General features: G+C 43.5%; 23 protein-coding genes. 12 read left to right on the top strand and 11 right to left on the bottom strand.

Annotated elements, in window-relative coordinates; genetic code table 11:
• Window positions 1–11 precede the first annotated feature (11 nt).
• Complete coding sequence (proA, locus tag I2494_RS17230; RefSeq protein WP_218467968.1) at window positions 12–1,265, top strand: glutamate-5-semialdehyde dehydrogenase; 1,254 nt, start codon at window positions 12–14, stop codon at window positions 1,263–1,265.
• 67 nt (window positions 1,266–1,332) lie between these two features.
• Here proA and I2494_RS17225 read toward each other — a convergent pair whose 3' ends face one another.
• Together I2494_RS17225 and I2494_RS17220 are read right to left on the bottom strand one after the other, a co-directional pair.
• A complete protein-coding gene (locus tag I2494_RS17225) occupies window positions 1,333–1,623 on the bottom strand; it encodes a hypothetical protein (RefSeq protein ID WP_218467969.1) in 291 nt (96 codons plus the stop codon).
• Between the two features lie 129 nt (window positions 1,624–1,752).
• Window positions 1,753–2,385 carry a LysE family translocator gene (locus I2494_RS17220; RefSeq protein ID WP_218467970.1) on the bottom strand — a complete coding sequence of 211 codons (633 nt, stop codon included), beginning with the start codon at window positions 2,383–2,385 and terminating at the stop codon, window positions 1,753–1,755.
• A gap of 189 nt (window positions 2,386–2,574) precedes the next feature.
• Here I2494_RS17220 and I2494_RS17215 point away from each other — a divergent pair, with 189 nt between their 5' ends.
• Window positions 2,575–3,483, top strand: a complete 909-nt coding sequence (locus I2494_RS17215; protein WP_228350998.1) for a bifunctional helix-turn-helix transcriptional regulator/GNAT family N-acetyltransferase — start codon at window positions 2,575–2,577, stop codon at window positions 3,481–3,483.
• A gap of 103 nt (window positions 3,484–3,586) precedes the next feature.
• Here the strand turns inward: I2494_RS17215 and I2494_RS17210 are convergent, their stop codons facing one another.
• The 3 genes from I2494_RS17210 to I2494_RS17200 all read right to left on the bottom strand — a co-directional run bounded on the left by I2494_RS17210 (window position 3,587) and on the right by I2494_RS17200 (window position 5,986).
• Window positions 3,587–3,910, bottom strand: coding sequence for a YnfA family protein (locus I2494_RS17210; protein ID WP_218467972.1), 324 nt, complete (start codon window positions 3,908–3,910; stop codon window positions 3,587–3,589).
• 91 nt (window positions 3,911–4,001) lie between these two features.
• On the bottom strand, window positions 4,002–4,361 hold the full coding sequence (locus I2494_RS17205) for a methylated-DNA--[protein]-cysteine S-methyltransferase (RefSeq protein WP_218467973.1): 360 nt from the start codon (window positions 4,359–4,361) through the stop codon (window positions 4,002–4,004).
• A 152-nt stretch (window positions 4,362–4,513) separates the two neighbouring features.
• The gene (locus I2494_RS17200; protein ID WP_218467974.1) at window positions 4,514–5,986 is read right to left on the bottom strand and encodes a DNA-3-methyladenine glycosylase 2 family protein; all 1,473 of its coding nucleotides are present in this window, start codon (window positions 5,984–5,986) and stop codon (window positions 4,514–4,516) included.
• Between the two features lie 583 nt (window positions 5,987–6,569).
• Here I2494_RS17200 and brnQ point away from each other — a divergent pair.
• On the top strand, window positions 6,570–7,892 hold the full coding sequence (gene brnQ, locus I2494_RS17195; protein ID WP_218467975.1) for a branched-chain amino acid transport system II carrier protein: 1,323 nt from the start codon (window positions 6,570–6,572) through the stop codon (window positions 7,890–7,892).
• An 85-nt stretch (window positions 7,893–7,977) separates the two neighbouring features.
• Window positions 7,978–9,345: a proline-specific permease ProY gene (gene proY / locus I2494_RS17190; protein ID WP_218467976.1), complete on the top strand. Its 1,368-nt coding sequence runs from the start codon at window positions 7,978–7,980 to the stop codon at window positions 9,343–9,345.
• 453 nt (window positions 9,346–9,798) lie between these two features.
• On the opposite strand, the gene I2494_RS17185 is transcribed toward proY, so the two are convergent.
• Together I2494_RS17185 and I2494_RS17180 are read right to left on the bottom strand one after the other, a co-directional pair.
• On the bottom strand, window positions 9,799–10,401 hold the full coding sequence (locus tag I2494_RS17185) for a peroxiredoxin C (RefSeq protein ID WP_130590696.1): 603 nt from the start codon (window positions 10,399–10,401) through the stop codon (window positions 9,799–9,801).
• 229 nt (window positions 10,402–10,630) lie between these two features.
• The gene (locus I2494_RS17180) at window positions 10,631–11,212 is read right to left on the bottom strand and encodes an acyl carrier protein phosphodiesterase (RefSeq protein WP_218468090.1); all 582 of its coding nucleotides are present in this window, start codon (window positions 11,210–11,212) and stop codon (window positions 10,631–10,633) included.
• 178 nt (window positions 11,213–11,390) lie between these two features.
• Between I2494_RS17180 and queA the strand changes: the two genes are divergently transcribed.
• Window positions 11,391–12,467: a tRNA preQ1(34) S-adenosylmethionine ribosyltransferase-isomerase QueA gene (gene queA, locus I2494_RS17175; protein WP_218467977.1), complete on the top strand. Its 1,077-nt coding sequence runs from the start codon at window positions 11,391–11,393 to the stop codon at window positions 12,465–12,467.
• 81 nt (window positions 12,468–12,548) lie between these two features.
• Here the strand turns inward: queA and I2494_RS17170 are convergent, their stop codons facing one another.
• Window positions 12,549–13,412 carry a tyrosine-type recombinase/integrase gene (locus I2494_RS17170; RefSeq protein ID WP_218467978.1) on the bottom strand — a complete coding sequence of 288 codons (864 nt, stop codon included), beginning with the start codon at window positions 13,410–13,412 and terminating at the stop codon, window positions 12,549–12,551.
• Here I2494_RS17170 and I2494_RS17165 point away from each other — a divergent pair.
• The 3 genes from I2494_RS17165 (at window position 13,397) to I2494_RS17155 (ending at window position 19,141) form a co-directional block, all read left to right on the top strand.
• The gene (locus I2494_RS17165) at window positions 13,397–15,745 is read left to right on the top strand and encodes a host specificity factor TipJ family phage tail protein (RefSeq protein WP_218467979.1); all 2,349 of its coding nucleotides are present in this window, start codon (window positions 13,397–13,399) and stop codon (window positions 15,743–15,745) included. The two genes, I2494_RS17170 and I2494_RS17165, sit on opposite strands and share 16 nt — an antisense overlap.
• A gap of 2 nt (window positions 15,746–15,747) precedes the next feature.
• A complete protein-coding gene (locus I2494_RS17160) occupies window positions 15,748–17,904 on the top strand; it encodes a tail fiber/spike domain-containing protein (protein WP_218467980.1) in 2,157 nt (718 codons plus the stop codon).
• A 124-nt stretch (window positions 17,905–18,028) separates the two neighbouring features.
• Window positions 18,029–19,141 carry an acyltransferase family protein gene (locus I2494_RS17155; protein WP_218467981.1) on the top strand — a complete coding sequence of 371 codons (1,113 nt, stop codon included), beginning with the start codon at window positions 18,029–18,031 and terminating at the stop codon, window positions 19,139–19,141.
• Between the two features lie 43 nt (window positions 19,142–19,184).
• Here I2494_RS17155 and I2494_RS20635 read toward each other — a convergent pair whose 3' ends face one another.
• Together I2494_RS20635 and I2494_RS17145 are read right to left on the bottom strand one after the other, a co-directional pair.
• On the bottom strand, window positions 19,185–19,757 hold the full coding sequence (locus I2494_RS20635) for a BRO-N domain-containing protein (RefSeq protein ID WP_218467982.1): 573 nt from the start codon (window positions 19,755–19,757) through the stop codon (window positions 19,185–19,187).
• Entirely contained in the window at window positions 19,750–20,058 is a 309-nt protein-coding gene (locus tag I2494_RS17145) for an ash family protein (protein WP_218467983.1), read from the bottom strand. Before I2494_RS17145 ends, I2494_RS20635 begins: the two co-directional genes overlap by 8 nt.
• Window positions 20,059–20,410: 352 nt before the next feature.
• Between I2494_RS17145 and tgt the strand changes: the two genes are divergently transcribed.
• Genes tgt through secF form a run of 4 tightly spaced genes read left to right on the top strand, consistent with a single transcriptional unit; the run spans window position 20,411 to window position 24,783 of the window.
• Window positions 20,411–21,535, top strand: a complete 1,125-nt coding sequence (gene tgt, locus I2494_RS17140) for a tRNA guanosine(34) transglycosylase Tgt (protein WP_218467984.1) — start codon at window positions 20,411–20,413, stop codon at window positions 21,533–21,535.
• Between the two features lie 40 nt (window positions 21,536–21,575).
• Window positions 21,576–21,908, top strand: a complete 333-nt coding sequence (yajC, locus tag I2494_RS17135) for a preprotein translocase subunit YajC (protein ID WP_130590699.1) — start codon at window positions 21,576–21,578, stop codon at window positions 21,906–21,908.
• Window positions 21,909–21,953: 45 nt separating this feature from the next.
• Window positions 21,954–23,804, top strand: coding sequence for a protein translocase subunit SecD (gene secD / locus I2494_RS17130; protein WP_218467985.1), 1,851 nt, complete (start codon window positions 21,954–21,956; stop codon window positions 23,802–23,804).
• Window positions 23,805–23,814: 10 nt separating this feature from the next.
• Complete coding sequence (gene secF, locus I2494_RS17125; RefSeq protein ID WP_130590701.1) at window positions 23,815–24,783, top strand: protein translocase subunit SecF; 969 nt, start codon at window positions 23,815–23,817, stop codon at window positions 24,781–24,783.
• A 67-nt stretch (window positions 24,784–24,850) separates the two neighbouring features.
• On the opposite strand, the gene bioD is transcribed toward secF, so the two are convergent.
• Window positions 24,851–25,537, bottom strand: coding sequence for a dethiobiotin synthase (gene bioD, locus I2494_RS17120; RefSeq protein ID WP_218467986.1), 687 nt, complete (start codon window positions 25,535–25,537; stop codon window positions 24,851–24,853).
• Window positions 25,538–25,539: the final 2 nt, after the last annotated feature.

Below are 25,539 nucleotides of genomic sequence, written 5' to 3'. Positions count from 1 at the left end.
GAGTATTAGCAATGTTAGAGCAAATGGGGATGGCCGCGAAAAAGGCATCTTATCAATTAGCGGTACTGAGTTCAGCCAAAAAAAACCAGGCACTGGCAGTGATGGCTGACACGCTGGAAGCTAACAGCGATACTATTCTGGCGGCGAACGAAAAAGATATCGCGAATGCCCAACAGGCAGGCCTGAGTGAAGCGATGATTGATCGTCTGATGTTGACGCCATCCCGGTTGGCATCTATTGCCAATGATGTGCGTCATGTTTACCGCTTAACCGATCCCGTTGGTCATATTATTGATGGCTCATTAATGGACAGCGGTCTCCAGTTACAGCGCCGCCGGGTTCCTCTTGGTGTTGTCGGGGTGATTTATGAATCTCGCCCTAATGTGACGATTGATGTAGCTTCGCTATGTTTGAAAACCGGTAACGCGGTAATTCTGCGTGGTGGAAAAGAGACGGTAAATACTAATCAGGCAATGGTTGAAGTGATTCAACTGGCGCTTAAGAAGTGTGGTTTACCAGCAGCAGCGGTGCAATCTATTGATAATCCGGATCGTGCACTCATCAATGAGTTGCTTAAACTCGATCGCTACGTTGATATGATTATTCCTCGTGGTGGCGCGGCACTGCACAAGCTATGTAAAGAGAATTCTACTATTCCTGTGATTATCGGCGGTATTGGCGTTTGCCATACTTTTGTTGATGAATGTGCAGATTTTGATAAAGCGCTGACGATTATTGAAAACGCAAAAACTCAGCGTCCAAGTACCTGCAATACCCTGGAGACATTGTTGGTACATCGTGCAATCGCTTCGACATTTTTGCCTAAGCTGGCAGAGAAGATGCATACCTGTGGCGTAACGCTCCATGCTTCTCCGGAAGCCATGATGTATCTCAGCGGCGGAGAAGTGAAAGTCGTACAGGTTAATGACGAAGAGTATGACAACGAATGGCTGTCGCTGGATTTGAACGTGACCGTTGTTGAAGGATTAGATGAAGCCATTGAACATATTCGTTTACACGGTAGCGCTCACTCGGATGCTATCTTGACCCGTTCACTGAACAATGCCGATCGTTTCGTTAATGAAGTAGATTCTGCTGCGGTATACGTTAATGCCAGTACTCGCTTCACTGATGGCGGGCAATTTGGATTAGGTGCCGAAGTTGCTGTTAGTACACAGAAGCTTCACGCTCGTGGCCCGATGGGGCTGGAGGCACTAACCACTTATAAATGGATTGGCTTTGGCGATGATTTAATTCGCCGTTAATTATTCCGCGAATTTAAAATATAAAAACCCGCTATGAGCGGGTTTTTATATTTGCGGTAATGTTAGTTTAAAAATTGGTATAACCTTTTTCGCGCATACATTCACCAACCAGATCAACTTGCTGTTGTTCTTTCACCAGAATTTTATTCACGGTTTCGTCGGAACCCGTTTCATTAAGTGGGTCGGAATGATAGCTGTTATTGGCAGACGATCTGCTCTCTTTCTCACACTGGACTCGGTCAGCGTCAGCGGTTTGTGCTGATGCGCCTGCCTTTGACCAGTTACCTACCTCTGGTGCGCTGTTACAACCAGCCAGCACAAACAGAGATAGTAATGAGACAATTAATACCTTACCCATAATCACTCCATTAATAAGTTGATAATCCACACCTGAATAAATATAGACTAGTTTTGATAACGGAATAATTTATAAGTGAAATTATAAAGATAAACAATAATTATTATGTGGATAATGAACCATCGAACATTATCTGCGCGCTTCAAATGCCATTCTTACCGCCAGACCGGCAAGAACGGTTCCCATAACCCAGCGCTGAACCAGCATCCACGCTGGTCTTCCCGTCAGGAAACCGGCAATAGAACCAGCCATAATGGCAATCAGTGCATTAATGGTGACACTGGTAACAATTTGGATTGAACCCAAAACCAGTGACTGAGTTAATACACTACCGTGATCGGGTGTAATAAATTGCGGCAGCAGAGACAAATACATAATGGCAATCTTAGGATTGAGCAGGTTAGTGATGAAGCCCATGGTAAACAGCTTTTTAGGGCTGTCTTTAGGTAAACTTTTGACCTGAAATGGCGAACGTCCACCGGGCTTAACCGCTTGCCATGCCAGATACAATAAGTAGATCATTCCGCCAAAGCATAACGCTTCATAGGCATAAGGCACGGCCAGCATAAGCGTAGTGATACCAAAAGCGGCACATAACATATACAACACAAAGCCCAGAGCAACACCGGTTAATGAGATCAACCCGGCAACCCGCCCCTGAGAGATAGAACGAGATACCAGATACAGCATATTTGGACCAGGCGTTAATGCCATGCCTAAAGACAAAATTGAAAATGCAATGATCTGTGATGTATCAGGCATAAGTCATCCCTTCTGGTCGGTGGATTGGTTCAGTAGGATGGGAACACTTCTGTTATAGCTGATTTTTTCAACAATAATCAATCACTGATTTGTTATTGCGCTGATTTAATTTCTTTTCCGCTGGATATTGAATTGGTTGTTAATATCAACTAAATTAAGTTGATATTAATGACTATATTTGAGTGGGATATGGAACCGACATCTTTACGCTTTCTGTCAAGAGTTTTAGTAAGAGAACTGGGGGTAATGGACAAGTGGGTCAGCGGAACTCAGCTTTCCCCTTTGCAGGCCCATAGTTTGATTGAACTTGATGAACATCCTTTATCTGGTCTGGAACTGGCGACGGTACTTAAGGTCGATAAATCCAGCGTGAGTCGTATTCTGCAAGGGTTAAAACAGCAGGGGTTGATAGAGATATACCCTAACCCGATTGATGGCCGTAGTACATTGAACCAGTTAACCAAAGCCGGTCGAAAACAGTTGGAACAACTGAATAGTCTGGCTAATGCTTACAACACTAAAATTCTTCAGCAACTGGGTTCAGATGAGTATCAAACGTTGATGTCTTCAATGAAGAAATATGTCTTAGCGATACAGAGTGTCGCCAGACAGTCTTCCAGAACCATTACCATTCGCCCAATTGAAGCCAGAGATAATGCAGCGATTGCTGAGATTATCATGTCCGTATTTAGTGAGTATGGTTTATTAGGGCAAGAAGGTTTTAGCTTCTCCGATCCAATACTTCATCAACTGTCAGATGTATATAGCCAGCAGGGTAGTGCGTATTGGGTCGTTGAACTGGATGGCATGGTATCCGGTGGTGTTGGTATCGCACCAATGGAAGAGGGGTATTGTGAATTACAAAAGCTCTATTTTTTGCCTTCCGTCAGGGGGATGGGTATTGCCCGCCGTATGGTGATTACCGCCTTGGAGTTTGCCCGTCAACAGGGGTATGACTATTGCTATCTGGAAAGTACCGCAACGTTAAAAGAGTCCCTGAAATTATATGAATCGGTGGGGTTTGAGTATGTGGAAGAAAGGGTTGGGGCGAGTGGTCACCATGCATGTGAAGTGCTGATGGTAAAGAAACTGGGTTAAAAACAGATACTGTTAGTATGGAGAATGCTTCATCCGAAAATTATTTCTTGCCCCGCTATGTGTAACCGCCGGGCAAGGGATATTATGTGGGTAATCCTGAACTTCAGGCTTTCCAACCCGAAACTAAAATTAATACGCCAGCCAAAATCACTGTGGCACCCAGCCAGTCATACATCGATAGTCTGATGCCATCCACCAGTCTTAACCAAACCAGCGCAGTAGCAATATAGATGCCACCGTAGGCCGCATATACCCGACCGCTGGCGGCAGGATGAAGACTTAGCAGCCAGACAAATAGCGCCAGGCTGCCGGCAGCAGGTAACAATATCCAAATCGAGGCTGACTTTCTTAACCATAAATAGGGGAGAAAGCAGCCAATAATTTCCGCTAAAGCAGTAGCAATAAATAACAGCAGCGTTTTAACCATAAAATGTCGGTAATGCTCCGGGTATAATCATTGAGTTATTGATACTACCATGATGCGTTATCGGCGTCCTGTGGGGCCATTTGGGGCATCATTAACCGGCATTTTGTTTCTCAAAAGCTAATAGCTTTTCTTTAATTGGTATTCCTCCTTCATAACCAGTCAACGAACCGTCGCTTCCGATCACCCGATGACAAGGAATAATCAGGCTGACCGGGTTATTTCCATTAGCGGCGCCGACGGCCCGGGAGGCGTTTGGATTGCCAACTCGTGTTGCCAGAGTTTGGTAACTTATGGTTTCGCCGAATGGAATATGGCACAGTTCATTCCAGACTTTTATCTGAAATGGCGTACCGTAAAGATGCATCGGTAAATCGAAATTGACTCTTTTGCCTTGCTGATATTCACGGATTTGCCGGGCAACAAACTCAACTTTATGGTCATCACGTGTCACTTCAAGCTGTTTAGCGTATTCCAGATCCTGTTGGGTATGAAATGACAGACGAATAAGTTTATCTGATTCATCCAGTCAGGCAGACAGCGAACCAAACTGGCTGTCAAAGATGCCAATCGTTTTGGCATTTATCAGGCTCTTGCTCATTGGTCTCATGATTTTTTCCTCAGGCTTTCCCATAAACAGGTGGTTGCCTGCGTACGGAATGGGCTAAATGGCTTCATTAATTGTTCGGTTTCAATTGCACTGGGGCGATTATCCAATTGATAGAATTGTTGTAGGGCTGCGTAAAGGCCACTATCCCCAACGGGAACGCAGTCGGCAAATCCCATGCCGCGCATTAGCGTATAACGAGCAGTCCAGGGGCCGATGCCTTTTAATTCACACAGTTTTCTTTCAGCCACAATGGCAGAACCCCGAGTTAATTCATCCAAATCAAGCTCTCCGCTGACAATCGCTTTAGCGACGCCGATAAGATACTGAGCTTTTGAGCGAGAAAAACGGATATCGGTGAGCTGATGCGGTTCCAGCGCAGCAATCTCTTTGGCTGAAGGGTGAATACGAAATCCATCTTGCCGAATTACCGGGCCAGCCAGTTTAATCAACGCTTGCCGTAGCGTGGCGGCAAAGGTCAGGTTGATTTGCTGACCAATAATTGCCCATACCAGCGATTCAAAAGGATTGGCAGTCATAGGGACATAGATGGCAGAAGAGGATTCAATTAATCGAGCCATATGTTTGTTTTGTCGGGCACTGCTGCGAAATCCCTGTACATCGGTATTCAGTCCTAGCAACAGCATTACCTGACGATGAATTTCTACTCCCACTGGCTGCTCACTATTGGCGGTAAACTCCTCAGGTAGCATCCAGCGGCAACGGGCAGTAGGCCCATCAATATGCAGATGAATAACCACCGGATATCCATGAACCCACAGTGCTTTAGTAAAACCAGTCTCATCAAGATATTCAGACGAACTCTCTTTATCACGCAAATGGTAACGCCAGGCGTAATCAGGGGTGAAGTCATCGGGTAATTTTAGCGTAAATTCATTGCCGTTATTCAATAAGCGCCAGGCGCTGGGCGTCATGGCCATGTGGGCAGCAAATTGCCGGTGAAAACTGGCTTCGCTTTCAAAACCAACGGCCAGACCAACATCCAGAATACGCTGCGATGAATGAATCAGCGCAAAACAGGCGGCGTCGATACGTTCACGATTTAGTAAGTCTGCTGGTGAACGATGGGCATGCAGGCGAATTAACTCATTAAGTTTAGTGGTACTGATACCACAGCTTTTTGCCAGTGAGCTGACATTGCTAAAGGATGACGGGCAAGAACGAATACGTGCCAACATTTCAATAAACAGATTCTCATCGACGCTTTCTCCGCGATAAAACAGGTCAGGACGACAACGTTTACAGATTCTAAAACCTTCAGCAATGGCTTCCTGCTCTGTTGCCAGAAAGCGAATATTCTTTAGTAAAGGTTTGCGAGCGGGACAAGAGGGCAGGCAATAGATTCCCGTTGATTTTACACAGGTAAGAAATTTGCCGTCATATTTTTGCTCATGATTTAGAATCGCCTGATACATGAAGTCATCGCTCCAGCGTAATGGCTTAAATTTCATTGCGGCACCTTGTGTTGTGACTGTCATCGTTTACCTTCAATACCGTTGCCTGAATAAACTATCTTATCTGCCTTTGACCTGATAGCAGAATCCACAGATGAAATAAAAATTGGTGGATGGCCAGTGGGATTATTGTGACCGCAGTAAAATCCTCAATCCTCTCAATTACACCGTTAGATATTTTCTGTGCTGAAAATTTCAACGGATACATTCGAAAGTAAAATAACCCTAAGCAACGGTTTTTATTTAAGATTAAAAAATGAGCTAATCGTGAATGAATTAATAGATTATTATGCTAAAATGCGTGTCATTCAGACTGCTATTTAACCTTTGTTTAGATAATTGTTCTGTGATCGCCAATAAGACTTGTTTTCTATGGCTATTATTGTGTTTACTTAGCGCCGTTATTGGTGGAATCACCACAAAATCATCTTTTTTAGTATATAAATTATCCAATTTAATGTTGTTAAAATGCCTTTAAGGCAGGCCTCTGTGCTGTTAAACGGGGTTGATGCAACGCATTTGCGATGTGAAAAAAACAACATTTCTGGCGGATGATTTAATAAATATGTAATGGTTTAATATGAAACAACTGAGTTCTAAAGATATTATCGCCTTAGGCTTTATGACGTTTGCCCTGTTTGTTGGCGCCGGTAATATTATTTTCCCTCCAATGGTAGGGTTACAGTCTGGTGAAAATGTTTGGATTGCGTCATTAGGTTTTCTGTTAACTGCTGTGGGTTTACCGGTAGTTACCGTGATTGCACTGGCCAGAGTGGGCGGAGGTATTGAAGCACTCAGTTCTCCCATTGGCCATAAGGCTGGATTACTACTGGCAACTATTTGCTATTTAGCAGTAGGGCCATTGTTTGCCACTCCGCGTACTACAACCGTATCGTTTGAGTTGGGTATTGCCCCATTATTATCGGATAAAGAGAGTAGCTTACCGTTATTCATCTATAGTCTGGTCTATTTTTCGTTGGTGATTCTGGTTTCTCTCTATCCAGGTAAATTGCTGGATACCGTTGGCCGTTTTTTGGCGCCGTTGAAAATTATTTCACTGGCTGTTTTAGGCCTTGCGGCACTGTTATGGCCTGCCGGAGAACATTTACCCGCGATACAGGTTTATCAAAACATCCCGTTCTCCAAAGGATTTGTTGAAGGCTATTTGACCATGGATACCTTAGGCGCGCTGGTGTTTGGCATCATTATTGTTAATGCGGCGCGTTCTCGTGGTGTTTCCAGTCCTACATTATTAACGCGTTATACGGTTGTGGCCGGTTTGATTGCCGGTATTGGGTTAACACTGGTCTATTTGAGCCTGTTTAATTTAGGTTCGGGCAGTGGCTCTCTGGTACCGGATGCAACTAATGGTGCAGTGATCCTTCATGCCTATATTCAACACACCTTTGGTGGCTTTGGCAGCTTTTTCCTGGCAGCAATGATTTTTATTGCCTGTATGGTTACTGCGATTGGTTTAACCTGCGCCTGCGCAGAGTTTTTCTCCAAATTACTGCCGTTATCCTATCGTACGCTGGTCTTTATTCTGGCTATTTTTGCCATGGTGATCTCTAATTTAGGGCTAAGTCACCTGATTCAGTTCTCGGTTCCGGTATTAACTGCAATTTATCCTCCTTGTATCGCATTGGTTGTATTAAGCTTTACCAGTCGCATGTGGCGTTCTGAAAGTCGTATTATGATCCCGGTAATGCTGGTAACATCAGCGGTCGGTATTTTGGATGGCATCAAAGCATCAGCAATAGCGCACATTTTACCGAGCTGGATTGATAATCTTCCTGGCGCACAGCAGGGGCTGGCATGGCTGCCTCCTGCGGTTGTAACATTAGTGATTGCAATGATTGTCGATCGCCTAATGCCTTTGCATCAGGAAGCAACCAGAACGTAATTTAAGACAGGGTATTATTTATTGATAATAAACGCCGCGGTCTCAATCTGCGGCGTTATAACGAGAAAAGACGAGTAACTTCGGCATGGAAAATCAAACCAACAAACTTAAACGAGGCTTAACCGCTCGTCATATCCGTTTTATGGCGTTGGGGTCGGCGATAGGAACCGGATTGTTCTACGGTTCTGCTAGTGCAATAAAAATGGCGGGGCCCAGCGTTCTGTTGGCCTATCTCATTGGTGGAGTCTTCGCCTTTATCATTATGCGAGCGCTGGGGGAGATGTCCGTTCATAACCCACAGGCTGGCGCGTTTTCCCGCTATGCACAGGATTATCTGGGGCCATTAGCGGGTTATATCACCGGTTGGACTTACTGCTTTGAAATTCTGATTGTGGCCATTGCCGACGTGACGGCTTTTGGTTTGTATATGAGTTTCTGGTTCCCAAATGTCGAACTTTGGGTATGGGCATTGAGCGTAGTACTAATTATCGGTGCGATTAATCTGGTACACGTCAAAGTATTCGGTGAGTTTGAGTTCTGGCTGTCGTTCATCAAAGTTGCCACCATTATTATTATGATTCTGGCGGGTATTGGGATCATCATTTGGGGCTTTGGTAATCAGGGTGAGCCAACCGGTATTCATAACTTATGGACTAATGGCGGGTTCTTCGCCAATGGCTTTATTGGTATGATTCTGTCCCTGCAAATGGTGATGTTTGCTTATGGCGGTATTGAGATTATCGGTATCACCGCGGGTGAAGCTGAAGATCCGAAGAAGACTATTCCTAAAGCCATTAACTCTGTGCCTTTCCGAATTCTGATTTTCTATGTGGGTACGCTGTTCGTTATTATGTCTATCTATCCGTGGAATCAGGTAGGTACTCACGGCAGTCCGTTTGTTCTGACCTTTGAAAATCTGGGGATTACCGCAGCAGCAGGTATTCTTAACTTTGTGGTCATTACCGCTTCGCTTTCCGCAATTAACAGTGACGTATTTGGCGTAGGCCGTATGTTGTACGGTCTGGCAGAGCAGGGGCAGGCACCAAAAATGTTCACTACGCTGTCTAAACGCGGTGTACCGTGGATTACCGTACTGTTCATGATGGCGGGTCTGTTGGTTGCGGCTTACCTGAACTACATTATTCCTGAAGACGTTTTTGTGATTATTGCTTCGTTGGCAACCTTTGCCACCGTATGGGTATGGATTATGATCCTGCTGTCACAGATAGGCTTCCGTCGTAAGTTAACGCAAGATCAAATCAGCAAGTTGGATTTCCCACTACGCGGTGGAACTACCACTTCCGTTATCGCTCTGATCTTCCTGTTTGGCATCATCGGCCTGATTGGTTACTTCCCAACTACCCGTATCTCGTTGTATGTAGGCTTTGCCTGGATAGCGTTGCTGGTAGGCGTTTATTATTTGAAAGGTATGGGATCGAAGAAAGCAGGTTAATTGCTGCTGTTAGTTGGATTTAGTTGAAAATGGCCCCGATAACCGGGGCCATTTTTTGTTGGGTATCTTGAACTTGACCTTGACCTGGATCTTCACTATGAGCACTTGAATTCAGCTGACGACTGAGAGAAGCCAGCACGAGCAGCATGGATGCTGATCGAGGCACAGTGACGCCGGGAGCGGCTCTGTGCCGGTGCGTTAAGGCTGAACGAAGGAGAAAGGAAGTCGCCTAAGCGACCTGAATTCCTGTGCGAAAGCGTGGGAGTGCAGAGGGGGTTCGCTAACCCCTTCTGCTCGGCCGTTACACTGGCGTTGAGGTAAACTCAACACTATTACGGACGAAACTTACACCAAGACCCAAGGTCAAAGCTGAAGGTCAAGGGCCAACTAACACCCAAAAAAAAGAGCCGCATTGCGGCTCTTTTCAATATCAGAATCAGAACAAGCAGCTAATTACAGCTTGCCAGCGTTCTGAGACAGGAACTTAGCAACGCCATCCGGAGATGCGTTCATGCCTTCCTGACCTTTTTCCCACTGAGCTGGGCACACTTGACCGTGCTCTTCGTGGAATTGCAGTGCGTCAACCATACGGATCATTTCGTCGATGTTACGGCCCAGTGGCAGGTCGTTAACTACCTGGTGACGAACAACGCCGTTTTTGTCGATCAGGAAAGATGCACGTAAAGCAACGCCAGCATCTGGATGCTCGATACCGTATGCTTGTTGGATTTCACGCTTAACGTCAGCAACCATTGCGTATTTAACTTCGCCGATGCCGCCGTTGTCTACAGGGGTTTTACGCCATGCGTTGTGTACGAACTCTGAATCGAAAGAGATACCAACAACTTCGATACCGCGTTTTTTGAATTCTTCATAACGGTGGTCGAAAGCGATCAGTTCAGAAGGACATACGAAAGTAAAGTCCATTGGCCAGAAGAACAGCACAGCTGCTTTGCCATTCAGATGATTCTTCAGATTGAAGTTTTCAACGATTTCGCCGTTACCAAGAACAGCTGCAGCAGTAAAATCAGGGGCTTGGCGAGTAACCAGAACCATAATAACTCTCCTGTCAATTAGGTTGATAAATAAGGGAATAAAGTTTGTGTGCCAGTATAGGCAGTAAGGTATCGATCATAAAGCATATCAGACCGATTGCTGAGATAGCTTCCGCCTATGGTTAATCAGGGCACTTATTACAGATGGTAAACATAACCATAACATCATACCCTGTAAAGCGGCTATACGGTAATTTACTTTAGCTTTGTTAGCTAACTAAATGAAAGTACTATAATTGTTTAGCTCTGGCTTGTGCCATCATTTGTGGGTAGAAGTGCAAAAATGTCTCTTCTAAAGGGGAATAATGTTGCTGAATATCCTCAATGCAATAGCTTAGCGCCTCCAGCCGTGGGCGACGAATAGCCATATTATGTAAGGTATCAGCAATAAATGGCAACTCAGCATAACGCTCCAGCCAGCGATCTCTCCAGATATACTGATTGATGTGCTGAAACCCCGGGGGTGTTTCTGATAAATGAGGAACGATGTTGTTTTTCGCCTGAACGACAAAATTGGCCAGTGGCATAGCGTTCTCAAGCTGTTCCCAGTGTCGGGCCAGAAAGTGATCCCAGAGTACATCTAATGCAATAGGCGCTACACGATAATGAGGTTGGCTAAACAGGCGACGAGCTTCTCTCACCGGTTCAAGATTATCGGTGAGCTTATCGATACGGCGATGCAGCATAATGCCGTTAACCACTTCAGGAGCATATTCTCCTTCAGGATTACCGCGTACAAAATCAGCCAGCAGATTTCCCAATAGGGAACTGTCGGCCAGTGAAGCTAAATGGAGGTGAGCAAGAAAATTCATGGGGTAATTATAGTGTAATCTGACATCACTGATATGCTTTATTATCATCTTTGATTGCCAGACTATGGGAAGTAAGTCGATTATTACTGGTTTTCTTATACTTTTATTGCCTTATATGTTGCAGCCTTATCCGACTGGCTCTAGACTAAGCCGCTTGTTTTTTGAGATTTGAAAACCCATGCGCGTTACTGATTTTTCATTTGAACTTCCTGAATCCTTGATTGCCCGCTACCCTCAGGCGGAACGCAGCGCTTGTCGTATGCTTTCTCTCGATGGTATTAGCGGCACACTCTCTGATGACACATTTACCGATGTGCTGAATAAGCTAAACCCCGGTGATTTACTGGTATTTAATAATACCCGAGTGATTCCGGCACGACTGTTTGGCAAGAAAGCCAGCGGTGGGAAAATTGAAGTTCTGGTTGAACGAGTGTTGGACGATAGAAGAGTACTGGCCCACGTTCGTGCTTCTAAAGCACCAAAACCGGGAACTGAGCTATTGCTGGGAGATGATGAATCTATTCCGGCTATTATGGCAGCACGTCACGACGCGCTATTTGAGCTTCATTTTACCGATGGCCGCGATGTTCTGACGATTCTTAATGCCGCCGGGCATATGCCATTACCACCCTATATTGACAGACCCGATGAAGATGCTGACCGTGAACTTTATCAAACGGTTTACAGCCAGCGCCCCGGCGCGGTCGCTGCACCAACGGCAGGCTTACACTTTGATGAGCCACTATTGGAAGCATTGCGTGCCAAAGGGGTCAATATGGAATTCGTTACCCTGCATGTAGGCGCAGGAACCTTCCAGCCAGTACGGGTTGATGATATCAAACAGCATGTGATGCACGCTGAGTATGCGGAAGTTCCACAACCAGTCGTGGATGCCGTATTAGCCTGTAAAGCCCGGGGCAATAAAGTAATTGCGGTGGGAACCACTTCGGTCAGATCGCTGGAAAGCGCGGCTCAGGCAGCGAAACAAGATTTAATTGAGCCATTTTTTGGCGATACCAGCATCTTTATTTATCCCGGCTATCAGTTCCGGGTTATTGATACTCTGATTACTAATTTTCACCTGCCTGAATCAACGCTAATCATGCTGGTATCGGCATTTGCCGGTTACAGCAATACGATGCGGGCATATCAGCAGGCGGTCGAGAAGCAATACCGTTTCTTTAGTTATGGGGATGCGATGTTCATCACCCGTAATCCGGAAGCGATTAATGAAATCCCAGGTGGGAAATCGTAATTAACAGAAACAAGCTCCAGACTGTTTATCTGTTTTATTAAAAAGCAAATACCGAAATAGCTATTTAATACTTCTTGATAATCATAAGCTTGCGAGCTTGTTGTTTGATTGATACGTTGAAGATGTGTCTTTGTGTGCCAAAAACGTGACAATGCCGCTGTATTTGGTTAAATGTTCACCGCTAAGGTGAGCGTACTTATTAACCATCTCTAACGTCTCCCATCCTCCCATTTCTTTGAGTAGCATTAATGGCGTTCCGTTTTGAACATGCCAGCTAGCCCATGTGTGCCTTAAGTCGTGAAACCTGAAATCAACAATCCCAGAACGCTTTAATGCGTTTTTAAAATCAGCCCTGTTAATTTGCTTTATTCTTTCCCCGTTACAAGAAAAAACTGATTCACAATTTCTTGGCTGCTGACTTAAAATATCAACAGCTTCATCGTTCAGCGGTATGGCTCTGGCCTTTCCTGACTTTGCCTTATCTGCTGTGACAATTGCGACTTTTCGGTTTAAGTCAACATTATCCCATGTAAGAGAAAGGATCTCGCCTTTACGCATCCCCGTTAAGAGCGCAAAGGCGGCGATATCTTTCATCCAGTCAATTTTAAGGCTATCTATCAACACTCTCGCCAATCCCTTTTCAAGCCATCTTACTCTCACTTTTGGCTCCCTAAGCCTTGATACATGGGGCACGTTTTTTATCCAACCCATTTTCATAGCCATAGAGAAAGCCCTCATAATGAAAGCTCTGTAACGGTTTTTTGTTCCGTTTGATAGACGCTGTTTCCTTTCGATATTGTAATCAGGTAAAGAGTTAATGACCTCTTCGCCACTTATTGAAGATATTTTTCTACCTTTAAACACACTTAAAAAATACCTGGCATAAATCTGTTTATCGTAGAAAGCAGCCTGATGTTCTGCATCCCTAAGTGCAATTATCATCATGTCTTCAAAACTACGCTCTGGTGTTCTATCTATTTGACCAGCCAAAAAGCGGAGGACTGATTGGGACAATACTCAACCCGTTTGAACATCTAAACCCGATCAAGTTCACACAAAAAGTATTATCCAGCCTGATGCCAAGTGTAAATGCTAACGCAGCATCCAACAATTCTAAAACATCACCGAATAACAGTATCAAAGCTCAGACTAATATAGCCAGAAATGGTGAAGCTAGGCCTGATAATTATGGGCAAATAAGAGCATATCCAGACCAGATTCAAGAGTCGTTATATGAATATAGAAATAACCTCAAATATATAACTGAGTTCATGAATTTTGGGTTGGGGAAATACAAGATAGAAAGTGTCAGATATTCAGAAACAAGCCTTTCAACTATGTCAGGGGCAAGTTATCACGTTTATCAACCAGGTGAAATTATCCCTGTTATGTATGAGGGGTTTGAGTTTGATGATGTGGATGGACAGGAAATACCTGGCCCCAATGAGGAAAGTGATGAACCAATAGAAAGCGCTACCGCGAATACGGTTGTGAACATTACATTCGATGGCGGACAGATGAGTGTGCAAATAGTTAAACAGGATGAGTTTGATTATTTCTATAACTTAGCTTATCCACATTCAGTTACATTCATCATTAATGTGACATATTCAACAGCTAGCGGTTCAATAACAGAAGATATTACAGTAAGTGCTGATTTATTTAATGCGACCATTACTGATAATGGTGGTACTCCGGTAATTGAGTATTACACATTTTATTTCCGCAATTTATCCAGTAATGACATAGATTTTTTTACCACATCAATAACGATCAATACGACTAAATTTATTCTTACCGATAATCAAGCATTGGTCATTGGGCCTTTCTTTTCTCCAGTAGTTAGTGATCAGTTATGGGTTCAGCTTCAGGCAGCGTTAGGTAATAAAGATTATGCCAATACTAATATTCGGTTTTGGAAAATTGATGAAAATAACGTTGAGATCCCCGGCACTGAGCAAAGTATTAATGCAGGTTTTCCTCCAAAAAAAGGCACAGATACTTATTATCAAACTGTGAAAATAACACCATCAGCGGGAAGGGGGCGCTATGCAATACAGTTCTATCGTTTGGAAAATAGCCATGATCAAAGCAAGTTAAAGTTGGAGGAGATTCAGGCTGTCAGGGTTAGGTCGAACGTATCATACCCAAATGACACGTTAGTAAAAGTCGAGGTGAGAGCAACAGAGCAGGCCACTGGGGCTAGGGAGAGGAAATATAACGCGTTAATTACTCGTCATACGATTAGTTACAACCTTTCGACCCAAACCGTTGATTATGCGTTAAGACCTTCAAGAAAGTTCGCTGATGCTGTACTGCATACATGGATAGCAATAGGTGGACAGCCTGTATCAAGCATTGACGCATATGGGCTATACCAAATTCAGGAAAAACTGGATACCAAAGATCAGCGACTTGGATACTTTGATTATACATTTGATGACGAGGATGTCTCCCTTGGTAATCGAATAGAAACGATTTGTGATGCTGCTGGTGTCACAGCGTTCTGGGATGATGGTGTCATGTCGTTCACACTTGATGAGCGCCAAACAAACCCAGTAACAGTATTCAATCGGTCAAATATGGTTGGTGCAGACTATGCATTAAGCTGTGACGCAACTTTGCCTGGTGGTTTTGATGGTGTGGAAGTTAAATACAGAAATCCCTCCACGAATAAACAATCATTCATCAGATACAAGATTCAAGGTAATTCCATCATTGAGGGTATACCGAATAAAGCCGCTAAGTTTGAGTTGCTCTATGTACGGAATGCGTATCAGGCCAGAAACAGGGCATTAAAAGAAGTTAGACGATTAATTTACTCTCGCCTTTCTATGTCAATCAAAACATTAGCTGATGGTGAATGGGTTAATGTTGGTCAAATGGTACAGGTTGCCGATACATATGACTCAAATCAGCAAGCCGGATATATAAACGCACGAACGGGGAACGATTTTGACACCGGTGAAAGGATTAATTTTAGTGGGTCAATGTTTGTTGTGGTTACTGACAGCATAGGCAACCCGACAGCACGAATACCGGCATATCCACGCAGTGATACAGCATTTGGTTTTACCGCAGCAGTTCCAAACATACCTCTCAATATATGGGATGGTATCAATAAACAATCATCATCACGCTACATAATCGCAACTAACGAAGAACTGGATTCTACTTTGTGGGTCATCACAGAGAAGAAACCAAATAGCGACGGAACAACATCACTCACGTTATCTGAATATAGCGATGAAATTTATAACTATGAGGTTACAGAGTAATCATGGCAACTACACCAACGCAAGTAGCAGTACCAAGTGAATTACCGCAAGATTTGAAATTTAATTCAGGGAAAATTGATGAGTTCGTGACATCAATGGGATGGTCATATATAGACCGATTCGGAAATAAACATTACACAATTGAGGGCCTGCGCTATCTGGCTCAGCAAGCAATTGCAGCCTTTGGTTATATCACAATGGATTCATTTCAGGATGGTGCGGAATTAACTCTTCCTAACCAAGTTTTACGAGATACTACTACAGGCGAATATTATCGTTGGGATGGCGCATTGCCTAAAGTCGTGCCAGCAGGATCAACGCCACAATCGTCAGGTGGTGTAGGTATTGGTAGTTGGATGAGTATAGGTGATGCCGCATTGCGATCTGATTTAGCTAGCGCGGATGTTGCTCGAGGATCTTCACTTGTTGAATACACACCAAGCTTTCCTAACGGCGTATCTAATTCTGTGTCTGAAAAACTAACATTAGATGTCAGAACATTAACAGATTATGGGTTTAAAGCTGGCAACACTGGGGCTCAGAATAAAGCTGCATTTCAAGCAGCAATTGATAGCGCAACACTGCCAATTAAAATTGTTATTCCAGAGGGTTCTTTTTTAGTTGAGCCGGGCATTACAATCAAAACTAATGTGGCTATGATTGTTGGGAGTGGTCCGTATCAATCAAGATTATTCCCATCATCAGGCGGAACTGCGGTTATTACGCAACAGGTTGGAGATATTACATTTTGTGAGTTGAGAGATTTTGGTATTGATGGCAATGGTAATTGCCCAGGAATAAATCTTAGTAGCGCAAATCACATAAAAATCTATAACGTGGATGTATCAAACACTACTAATAATGCAATTCTTCTTAATGGATACTCTAACGATGTAATCGGATGTCGTATTTTTTCCAATAAAGGAAATGGGCTCTCTCTAGGTGGAGTGTTAAATAATATAAATATTCTTAGAAATAGAATTTATGGGAATGAGGCTTCAGGGATTCTTGTCAATCCAACCGACCCTCTAGCGGGGTTAAGTGTCAACATAATGCAGAATGATATTGAGCAAAATAAACTATCAGGTATATATGCATTTAATTGTAAGGGGTTAAATATTGACTTTAACTACTTTGAGAGAAATGGAGAGTCTGGATACCCATATGGAATTCCAGAGGCTATAAATATTAAAGCAGATATCCATCTAATTGCTAGTGAGTATACGCTAATTGGAAGTTTATCACTTGCCAATAAATGTGTTAGTGTAAGGGGGAATCAGCAAACAGCAATAGGGTTTGCATCTTCAATGCCGAACCAAGATGGATTCATCTTTACTAATTTTGCGCACAATCTCAAAGTTGAAAATAACCAAATTCTTGATGCATCAAAAATTAACGCGCTAATATCAATATATAGAAATAATCTATCTTCAAAAATAGATACACTTTTAACTATTTCAAGCAATACTATTAATGATGTTAATTTTATTGGTAGCTATGATGCTGCGAATCAAAACCCTAATGGTGCTCATTTCATATATGACATCGATAATAAGATGAATGTTAACCACGCTGATAGGAATATGCTTTCATGGGTAGCATCAGCGGGTTCAACTGGATCGCTAACTAAGTCAACAAATCTATTTAATGGAGAATATTCATTTATAGTGGGGGATGGGGATAGAACGTGGTTTTCATCAATTGATTTATCAGTACATCAAGAATTGAAGGGGAAGTGGGTTTGGTTTGGAGCTTGGGTTAATGATCAAGGAAACTCATCAAAAATAAGACTTGGCATTGATGGGCAGTTTGGATCTGACGGCTCAGTTACGGGAACTGCAAAAAACAAATGGGAGTTTATAAGTGTATGTACTTTCATTCCCACATCAAAAACAACGATTGGGCTCAATGTTAACAAGGTTGGGTCGGGTATCGTTTTAATAAACTCACCATGCGCAGTATCAGTAGGAACCGCATTTAATCGAGTATCTTCACCGCCAACTCAGTTTAGATCTCCATCATTGCCATCAACAGGATTTTGGGATAAAGGGGAGCGAGTAATCAACTCAGCGCCAGCAACAGGACAACCAAAAGCATGGACATGCACCGTTGGTGGTGGACCAGGAGTTGTAAATTGGTTATCTGAAGGTAATTTTTAGAAAAAATAAGCAAGTTAATCCTAATTAACTTGCTTATTTCTCTGTTTAATATTAACAACTTAATGGTTGTAATCATTACCCTGTTGGATATAATCGCACAAAACATAAGAATGAGTACGCATTAGTGAATCCGACAAAAAATATAAAATTAGAATCTATCCAGGCACTTAGAGGTGTTGCGGTGCTATTAGTTATTGCGTTCCATTTCAGGGTATATCTGAATGGAGTATACACCCAAAAGGACTTGGGTGACATACTATTTAGTATGGGGGAAATAGGTGTTGATATATTTTTTGTTATAAGTGGATTTATCATAACATATTCAACGATGGACAAAGAAAAAAGTTCCCCAATTGAATTCGCTATAAAAAGATTTTTTAGACTTTATCCAGTGTTTTTTATTGTATTATCTGTAATGATTTATTTTGATTTCAGTAATATTTACACTACATCTCAAATCATAAAGAGTTACTTGCTAATTCCTAATGATTATAATTTCACAGGCCCATGGTATGGGTACAATATAATAATTCCAGCATGGACGCTGACTTATGAAATTTGGTTCTATATGATTTTTTGCATATCATTGTGTATAAGTCATAAGTATAGAACTATTATCTCATCGTTATTGTTGGTAGGCATTTGTTCACTTTCTCAGTTTTATTTTCGCGGATTCATTCAAATAGAACCAATTATAAAAGATGCTTTTAGTTATTCAGTATTAAGTAATTTTGTTTTTATATCAAATCCTATAGTTTATGATTTTATATATGGAATGATAATCGCTGAAATTTTCACAAAGGCAAAGGATGGTTTTGTTAAAAACGTCTTTTCTGTTTCTTTTATTTCATCAGTTATGCTTGTATCTATAGCTATAATAATATCAGGATACAATTCAGGGCCCGGTGCTGAAAAGTGGGGCCTTTATTCATTTATGCTGGTCTGTTCAATTGCTTTAATGTCAAGAGTTATTGAAATATATAATGGAAGGTTTTTGATCTTCATTGGTGAGATATCATATTCTCTATATATTAACCATATGGTTATATATGGGATTAGTTATATATACTTTAAGAAGTTTGATATTTCAATTAGTGGGTTTAGCATGTTTTTTATACTTATCTTACTAACCATTTGTGTGTCAATTATCACATATTTACTTATCGAAAAGCCAAGTGTAATGGTTGGAAGAAAATTAATTACATTCATTAGAAACGAAAGAGTCTCACATAATTAGATAATATCTAAAAGGCGCATTGCGCGCCTTTATACTTTTCACATCAGCAAATCCGCGCTACATCTTGAGATCGAGAAATCAACCTTTCTATTCCGCCTGGCGCTGCGATCATTCCTGTAATGGAAAACCCCAAATCCGTTGCCAGACCAGTTATCAAAGCATTAAATGAATCTGTTTTTGCGGGGATCGTGATACTGGAGTTCATTAAATTGTCGTGTATTTTCACTTCGACGTAATAGCGGTGGGTTGGGGTGTGAGTAGGTAGATTAACAGCAGTGGGGGAATAAGAACCTGTTTGTCTAATGGAAGGAAGAACCTCCCCAGTCACCCATTTTCTAAATCTGTGCGGTAGCGTTCCGTATTTAACAGCATCACGGCAGCGCAAGACCAAAGTAAACAATCCAGACTCATTAATGATGTTTACCTCTCCTTGACGCCCTAAGTTGAACTTAGACCGTTCATCATCGTCCAGCGCTTTCAATGACATGGTTGGATTTTTAAGATTAAGCGCGGCACATACATCTTCAGCGATAAACCATGGGGCATTATTAATTATTGTCGTCCTGACTTTATGGTTTTCGAATTTGAATGGTGTTACGGGTAAATTCTTAGACATGATGATTTTCCTCTGTAGTGGAATTATCACCACCATTAAGGTCAATCAAGGGTGGTGAACTGACGAGGTTGACCTTACCGGCTACAAAGGAACCCGGCGCTTCCGAGGAAGCCCTCGCCAGCCCACCATAGATTTGGATATGCTTGTGCGATACGCATAAAAAAACCGCCTGCGCGGTATATGCGCCTTTGTAGATATCCGAGAGGTCAATCCCGACACCAGATTTTGCTGATGCATAATCACTATATCCCTGCGCACATAATCCAGTCAAATAATTAAAAGCTATTGATAACAACTTCATATCTACCTCTTTGATTTTGATCGGAAAAATACACATATTGAGCATTAACGCAAAGCAATGCTTTGGCAAATAGGTTTGACAGATCAATTAATTGAGGATGATCGGTTTCAGCGATCAAATTATTTGTGGTGTAAATTTAAGAGGTCTCGCCGATCACCGGTAAAACGTGTAAAATCCTGTGCCTCATCTGTGCCAAGAATGTGACACAGTATCGGCAAATTGACACAAACCAAGACAGATAAATACAAATGATAGTGACGTAAGCTGGCGTGTATCATGGGTTTGTTCTTAGTTTTTAAGTGTAATGTATTTGCATTTAACCAGACTGTTTATCTGGTGGCGGAGGTTTTACGTGAAGTTTGAATTACAGACAAAAGATGGTCGCGCCAGACGCGGTCGTTTAGTTTTTGAACGCGGCACGGTAGAGACACCGGCGTTTATGCCAGTCGGTACCTACGGTACGGTGAAAGGCATGACGCCAGAAGAGGTGAAAGACACCGGTGCTCAAATCATTCTGGGCAACACCTTTCATTTATGGTTACGCCCGGGGCAGGAGATCATGCGTAAGCATGGCGATCTGCACGATTTTATGCAATGGCACGGCCCTATTCTGACCGACTCCGGTGGTTTTCAGGTATTTAGCCTGGGAGATATCCGCAAAATCACCGAAGAAGGGGTGAATTTCCGTAACCCTATTAATGGTGACTCGATATTCCTTAGCCCGGAAAAATCGATGGAAATTCAATACGATCTCGGTTCTGATATCGTGATGATCTTTGATGAGTGTACGCCATATCCGGCAGACTGGGATTATGCGAAACGCTCTATGGAGATGTCCCTGCGCTGGGCGAAACGTAGCCGTCAACGCTTTGATGAACTGAATAATAAAAATGCGCTGTTTGGCATTATTCAGGGCAGCGTTTACGAAGATTTACGTGACGTTTCTGTAAAAGGGCTGGTAGAGATTGGGTTTGACGGTTACGCTGTCGGCGGTTTGGCCGTTGGTGAGCCAAAAGAGGATATGCATCGCATTTTAGAGCATGTTTGTCCTCAAATTCCGGAAGATAAACCTCGCTATTTGATGGGGGTTGGGAAACCGGAAGATCTGGTGGAAGGAGTTCGCCGGGGCATCGATATGTTTGATTGTGTGATGCCAACGCGCAATGCGCGCAATGGACATTTGTTTGTTACGGATGGAGTGGTTAAAATCCGTAATGCAAAACATAAAGATGATACCGCTACGCTTGATGAACACTGTGACTGTTACACCTGTCGCCATTACAGTCGGGCATATCTGCATCATCTTGATCGCTGTAATGAAATATTAGGTGCGCGGTTAAATACCATTCATAACCTGAGATACTACCAGCGTTTAATGGCAGGTTTGCGTGAGGCCATTGAGCAAGGTACATTAGAGCGCTTTGTTACTGATTTTTATGGTCGGATAGGTAAGCCTGTCCCGCCATTAGTTAAATAATTCGTATATTCATCAACATAACAACAGAGGAATCTCATTAATGAGTCTTTTTATTTCTGACGCAGTGGCCGCAGCCGGTGCACCAGCTCAAGGCAGCCCATATTCTTTAGTTATCATGCTGGTAGTTTTCGGTTTGATCTTCTATTTTATGATCCTGCGCCCACAGCAGAAGCGTGCTAAAGATCATAAGAACCTGATGAGTTCCATTACTAAAGGTGATGAAGTATTAACCACCGGTGGGTTAGTGGGTCGTGTATCTAAAGTTTCTGATACTGGCTACATCGTTATTGCTCTGAATGATACAACTGAAGTAACCATCAAACGTGACTTCGTTGCGGCTGTATTGCCTAAAGGCACAATGAAAGCGCTCTAATTTGAGCGCTATACTTTTTGATTTTCCCGAAGGGAAACTACTATTGTGTTAAACCGTTATCCTTTATGGAAGTATCTGATGCTGGTCTTTGTGATCGGCATCGGTTTGCTTTATGCACTTCCTAACATTTATGGTGAGGATCCGGCGATTCAGATTACTGGGGTGCGCGGTGGCACCGCCAGTACTGCTACGTTGGGTCAGGTAGAAGATGCACTGAAGCAACAGAATATTGTTATCAAATCGGCAGCGCTGGAAGAAAATGGTTCTTTGCTGGTGCGGTTTGATAATACTGATGTCCAGTTACGGGCTCGGGAAATTCTGGCCGAAGCTCTGGGAAATCAGTTTGTTATTGCATTAAACCTTGCTCCGGCTACGCCAACCTGGCTGCAGAAAATTGGTGCAGAGCCAATGAAACTGGGCCTCGACCTGCGCGGTGGTGTGCACTTCCTGATGGAAGTGGACATGGATACCGCGATGTCCAAGCTGCAAGAGCAAACGCAAGATTCTATTGAAAGCGAACTGCATACTGAAGGTATTGCTTATTCTGAAGTGGTGAAAGGCAGCAACTTTGGCGTTGAGGCGCGTTTCCCTGATGCGGATACGTTGACCAAAGCCATTGATTTTCTGACGCCTCGTCATCGCGATCTGATTATCACTCCGGGTGCCAATAATAGCTTTACTACCCAAATGACCGCAGAACGTTTAAGTGAAGCACGCGAATATGCGGTGCAGCAAAACGTTAATATTCTGCGTAATCGGGTAAACCAGCTAGGTGTTGCAGAGCCAGTGGTTCAGCGTCAGGGTGCCGATCGTATCGTGGTTGAATTACCGGGTATTCAGGATACTGCCCGCGCTAAAGAGATTTTAGGTGCGACAGCGACGCTTGAGTTCCGTTTGGTGAATACCAGCATTGATGCTGCTTCGGTATTACGCGGCCGTGACCGTAGTAAATCTGAAGTGAAGTACCGCCGTGATAACTCCCCAGTGGTGTTATACAAGAAAGTGGTGCTGACTGGCGATCATATTACCGATTCTACTTCCAGCAGCGATGAGTATGGCCGCCCACAGGTGAACATATCTCTGGATAGCGCCGGTGGTAATATCATGTCTAACTTTACTAAAGACAGCATTGGCAAAAATATGGCCACGGTGTTTGTAGAGTATAAAGACAGCGGTAAAAAAGATGAAAACGGTAGATCGATTCTTGAAAAACAAGAAGAAGTGATCAACGTTGCAACCATTCAGTCTCGTCTGGGCAACAGCTTCCGCATTACCGGTATTGATAATGCCGCTGAAGCTCGTCAGCTTTCACTGTTACTGCGTGCGGGTGCACTGATCGCGCCAATTCAGATTGTTGAAGAGCGTACTATTGGTCCATCAATGGGGCAGCAGAATATTACTCAGGGTCTGGAAGCTTGTTTCTGGGGCCTGATGGTATCGGTGATCTTTATGCTGCTGGTGTATCGCGTATTTGGCCTGATGGCCAGTGCGGCACTGGTAGTTAACGTTATTCTTATTGTTGGTACCATGTCGCTGTTGCCGGGGGCAACGCTAAGCATGCCGGGCATTGCCGGTATTGTGCTGACGGTAGGTATGGCGGTTGATGCTAACGTACTGATTAACGAGCGGATAAAAGAAGAGCTGAAAAATGGGCGTAGTGTCCAACAGGCGATTCATGAAGGGTATAAGGGCGCATTCAGCAGTATTTTAGATGCGAACCTGACTACGCTGATTACTGCCGCAATTCTGTACGCTGTAGGTACCGGTTCGATTAAAGGCTTTGCCATTACGCTGTCTATCGGCGTATTGACTTCCATGTTCACTGCGATTGTAGGTACGCGCGCCATTGTTAACCTGGCGTACGGCGGCAAGCGTATTACCAAGCTGTCTATTTAAGGAGTCTGTTGTGGCAGAGGAATATAAAGTAGAGCAGCTTAACCACGGTCGCAGGGTCTATGACTTCTTGCGCGTGGGTAATGCCGCTTTTGCTATTTCTATGATTCTTGTGGTTGCATCATTTGTCATCATGGGCATGAAAGGGTTTAACTGGGGTTTAGACTTCACCGGTGGTACCGTGATTGAAGTTAAATTAACCCATCCGATAGACCTGGAAAAAGTGCGTGCTGACCTGAATGCGCAGGGCTTTAAAGATCCTATCGTTCAAAATTTTGGTAGTAGCCGTGATGTTATGATCCGTATGGCGCCTATCGAAGGCATGAACAGTGAAGTTCTGAGCGGCAAGATTCTGGATATCGTTCACAGCAACGCCGATGAAGGTGCAGAAGTTAAACGTATCGAATTCGTTGGGCCAAGCGTTGGTGCCGAGTTGGCACAGTCTGGCCTGATGGCGATTATCGTTTGTTTGCTCTGTATCCTTATCTATGTTGGATTTCGTTTTGAATGGCGTCTGGCAGCAGGTGCGGTATTTGCACTGGCGCATGACGTGGTGATTACCTTAGGGATTATCTCGTTATTCCAGCGCGAAGTAGACCTGACTATCGTTGCAGCGATGCTGTCGATTATCGGTTACTCACTGAACGATACCATCGTAGTATTTGACCGGATGCGTGAGAACTTCCGTAAGATTCGTCGTGGTACACCTTATGAGATTATGAACGTTTCCCTGACTCAGACGTTGAGCCGGACGTTGATGACATCGGGTACGACCTTACTGGCGGTTCTGTGTCTGTTGTTCTTTGGTGGCGAGATGTTGAAAGGCTTCTCTGAATCACTGGCTATTGGTATTTTGCTGGGTACAGCATCATCCATCTGGGTAGCGGCCTATATGGCGCTGAAGATGGGCGTGAAGCGTGAACACATGCTACCAACTAAAGTGGAAAAAGAGGGCGCCGACCAGCCTTCAATGCTGCCTTAATCGGTAACGATTATTGAACAGAAAAAACCCTCATAGTGATATGAGGGTTTTTTATTGCTTTGAATTTTTATTCAGGCAGCAGCAGCGAGCTGTCGACGTATTGCCCTAATGACGAGAGTGATGAAAGGTTCGGCAAATAAGGGATTTCACCCAACAATGGGGTGATGATCCGTTTTTTCAGGGTACTCATATAATCATCATAGTGAAGATAGTCTGGCTGCACGCTATTAGCTATCCAACCACTAAAATGTACCCCGGCATTCAGCAGTGCCTGTTGAGTCAATAAAGCATGATTGATACAGCCCAGCTTGATCCCCACCACCATCACTACCGGTAACTGTTCGGCGATAACCCAATCAGACAGCGAATATTGTTCATCAACAGGTGTAAACCATCCCCCGGCTCCTTCAACAATCACCACCTCACTTTTTTGCTGTAAGCTGGCTAATCCGGATGACATTAGTGATGGCTGTATCGGCTGTGATGCTAAGCGGCTGGCGATATGGGGTGACGTTGGATGAAGGAAAGTCACCGGATTGACCTGATGGTAGTCTAATTTTCCGGATGAATATTGTTGTAAAATCAGGGCATCTTGATTGCGTAATCCATCTTCGGTTAGCTGGCTACCAGAGGCTACAGGCTTGTAACCTGCAACCTGATAATGACGGGCTGAAAATGACTGTAACAGCGCTCTGCTGGCGACCGTTTTTCCTGCATCAGTATCGGTGCCGGTGATAAACCAGGTATGGTGCATAA

The organism is Limnobaculum allomyrinae, from assembly GCF_016649425.1.
In the GTDB taxonomy this organism is placed as follows: Bacteria; Pseudomonadota; Gammaproteobacteria; order Enterobacterales; family Enterobacteriaceae; genus Limnobaculum; species Limnobaculum allomyrinae.
The sequence above is the reverse complement of the archived record's forward strand: the minus strand, read 5'-3'. Positions and strand labels throughout refer to the sequence as shown.

Excerpts from the sequence above, each read along its gene's own strand:
- proA (WP_218467968.1), top strand. The coding sequence starts at position 12 with ATGTTAGAGCAAATGGGGATGGCCGCGAAAAAGGCATCTTATCAATTA.
- I2494_RS17225 (WP_218467969.1), bottom strand. The coding sequence starts at position 1,623 with ATGGGTAAGGTATTAATTGTCTCATTACTATCTCTGTTTGTGCTGGCT.
- I2494_RS17220 (WP_218467970.1), bottom strand. The coding sequence starts at position 2,385 with ATGCCTGATACATCACAGATCATTGCATTTTCAATTTTGTCTTTAGGC.
- I2494_RS17215 (WP_228350998.1), top strand. The coding sequence starts at position 2,575 with ATGGAACCGACATCTTTACGCTTTCTGTCAAGAGTTTTAGTAAGAGAA.
- I2494_RS17210 (WP_218467972.1), bottom strand. The coding sequence starts at position 3,910 with ATGGTTAAAACGCTGCTGTTATTTATTGCTACTGCTTTAGCGGAAATT.
- I2494_RS17200 (WP_218467974.1), bottom strand. The coding sequence starts at position 5,986 with ATGAAATTTAAGCCATTACGCTGGAGCGATGACTTCATGTATCAGGCG.
- brnQ (WP_218467975.1), top strand. The coding sequence starts at position 6,570 with ATGAAACAACTGAGTTCTAAAGATATTATCGCCTTAGGCTTTATGACG.
- proY (WP_218467976.1), top strand. The coding sequence starts at position 7,978 with ATGGAAAATCAAACCAACAAACTTAAACGAGGCTTAACCGCTCGTCAT.
- I2494_RS17185 (WP_130590696.1), bottom strand. The coding sequence starts at position 10,401 with ATGGTTCTGGTTACTCGCCAAGCCCCTGATTTTACTGCTGCAGCTGTT.
- I2494_RS17180 (WP_218468090.1), bottom strand. The coding sequence starts at position 11,212 with ATGAATTTTCTTGCTCACCTCCATTTAGCTTCACTGGCCGACAGTTCC.
- queA (WP_218467977.1), top strand. The coding sequence starts at position 11,391 with ATGCGCGTTACTGATTTTTCATTTGAACTTCCTGAATCCTTGATTGCC.
- I2494_RS17170 (WP_218467978.1), bottom strand. The coding sequence starts at position 13,412 with ATGATGATAATTGCACTTAGGGATGCAGAACATCAGGCTGCTTTCTAC.
- I2494_RS17160 (WP_218467980.1), top strand. The coding sequence starts at position 15,748 with ATGGCAACTACACCAACGCAAGTAGCAGTACCAAGTGAATTACCGCAA.
- I2494_RS20635 (WP_218467982.1), bottom strand. The coding sequence starts at position 19,757 with ATGTCTAAGAATTTACCCGTAACACCATTCAAATTCGAAAACCATAAA.
- I2494_RS17145 (WP_218467983.1), bottom strand. The coding sequence starts at position 20,058 with ATGAAGTTGTTATCAATAGCTTTTAATTATTTGACTGGATTATGTGCG.
- yajC (WP_130590699.1), top strand. The coding sequence starts at position 21,576 with ATGAGTCTTTTTATTTCTGACGCAGTGGCCGCAGCCGGTGCACCAGCT.
- bioD (WP_218467986.1), bottom strand. The coding sequence starts at position 25,537 with ATGCACCATACCTGGTTTATCACCGGCACCGATACTGATGCAGGAAAA.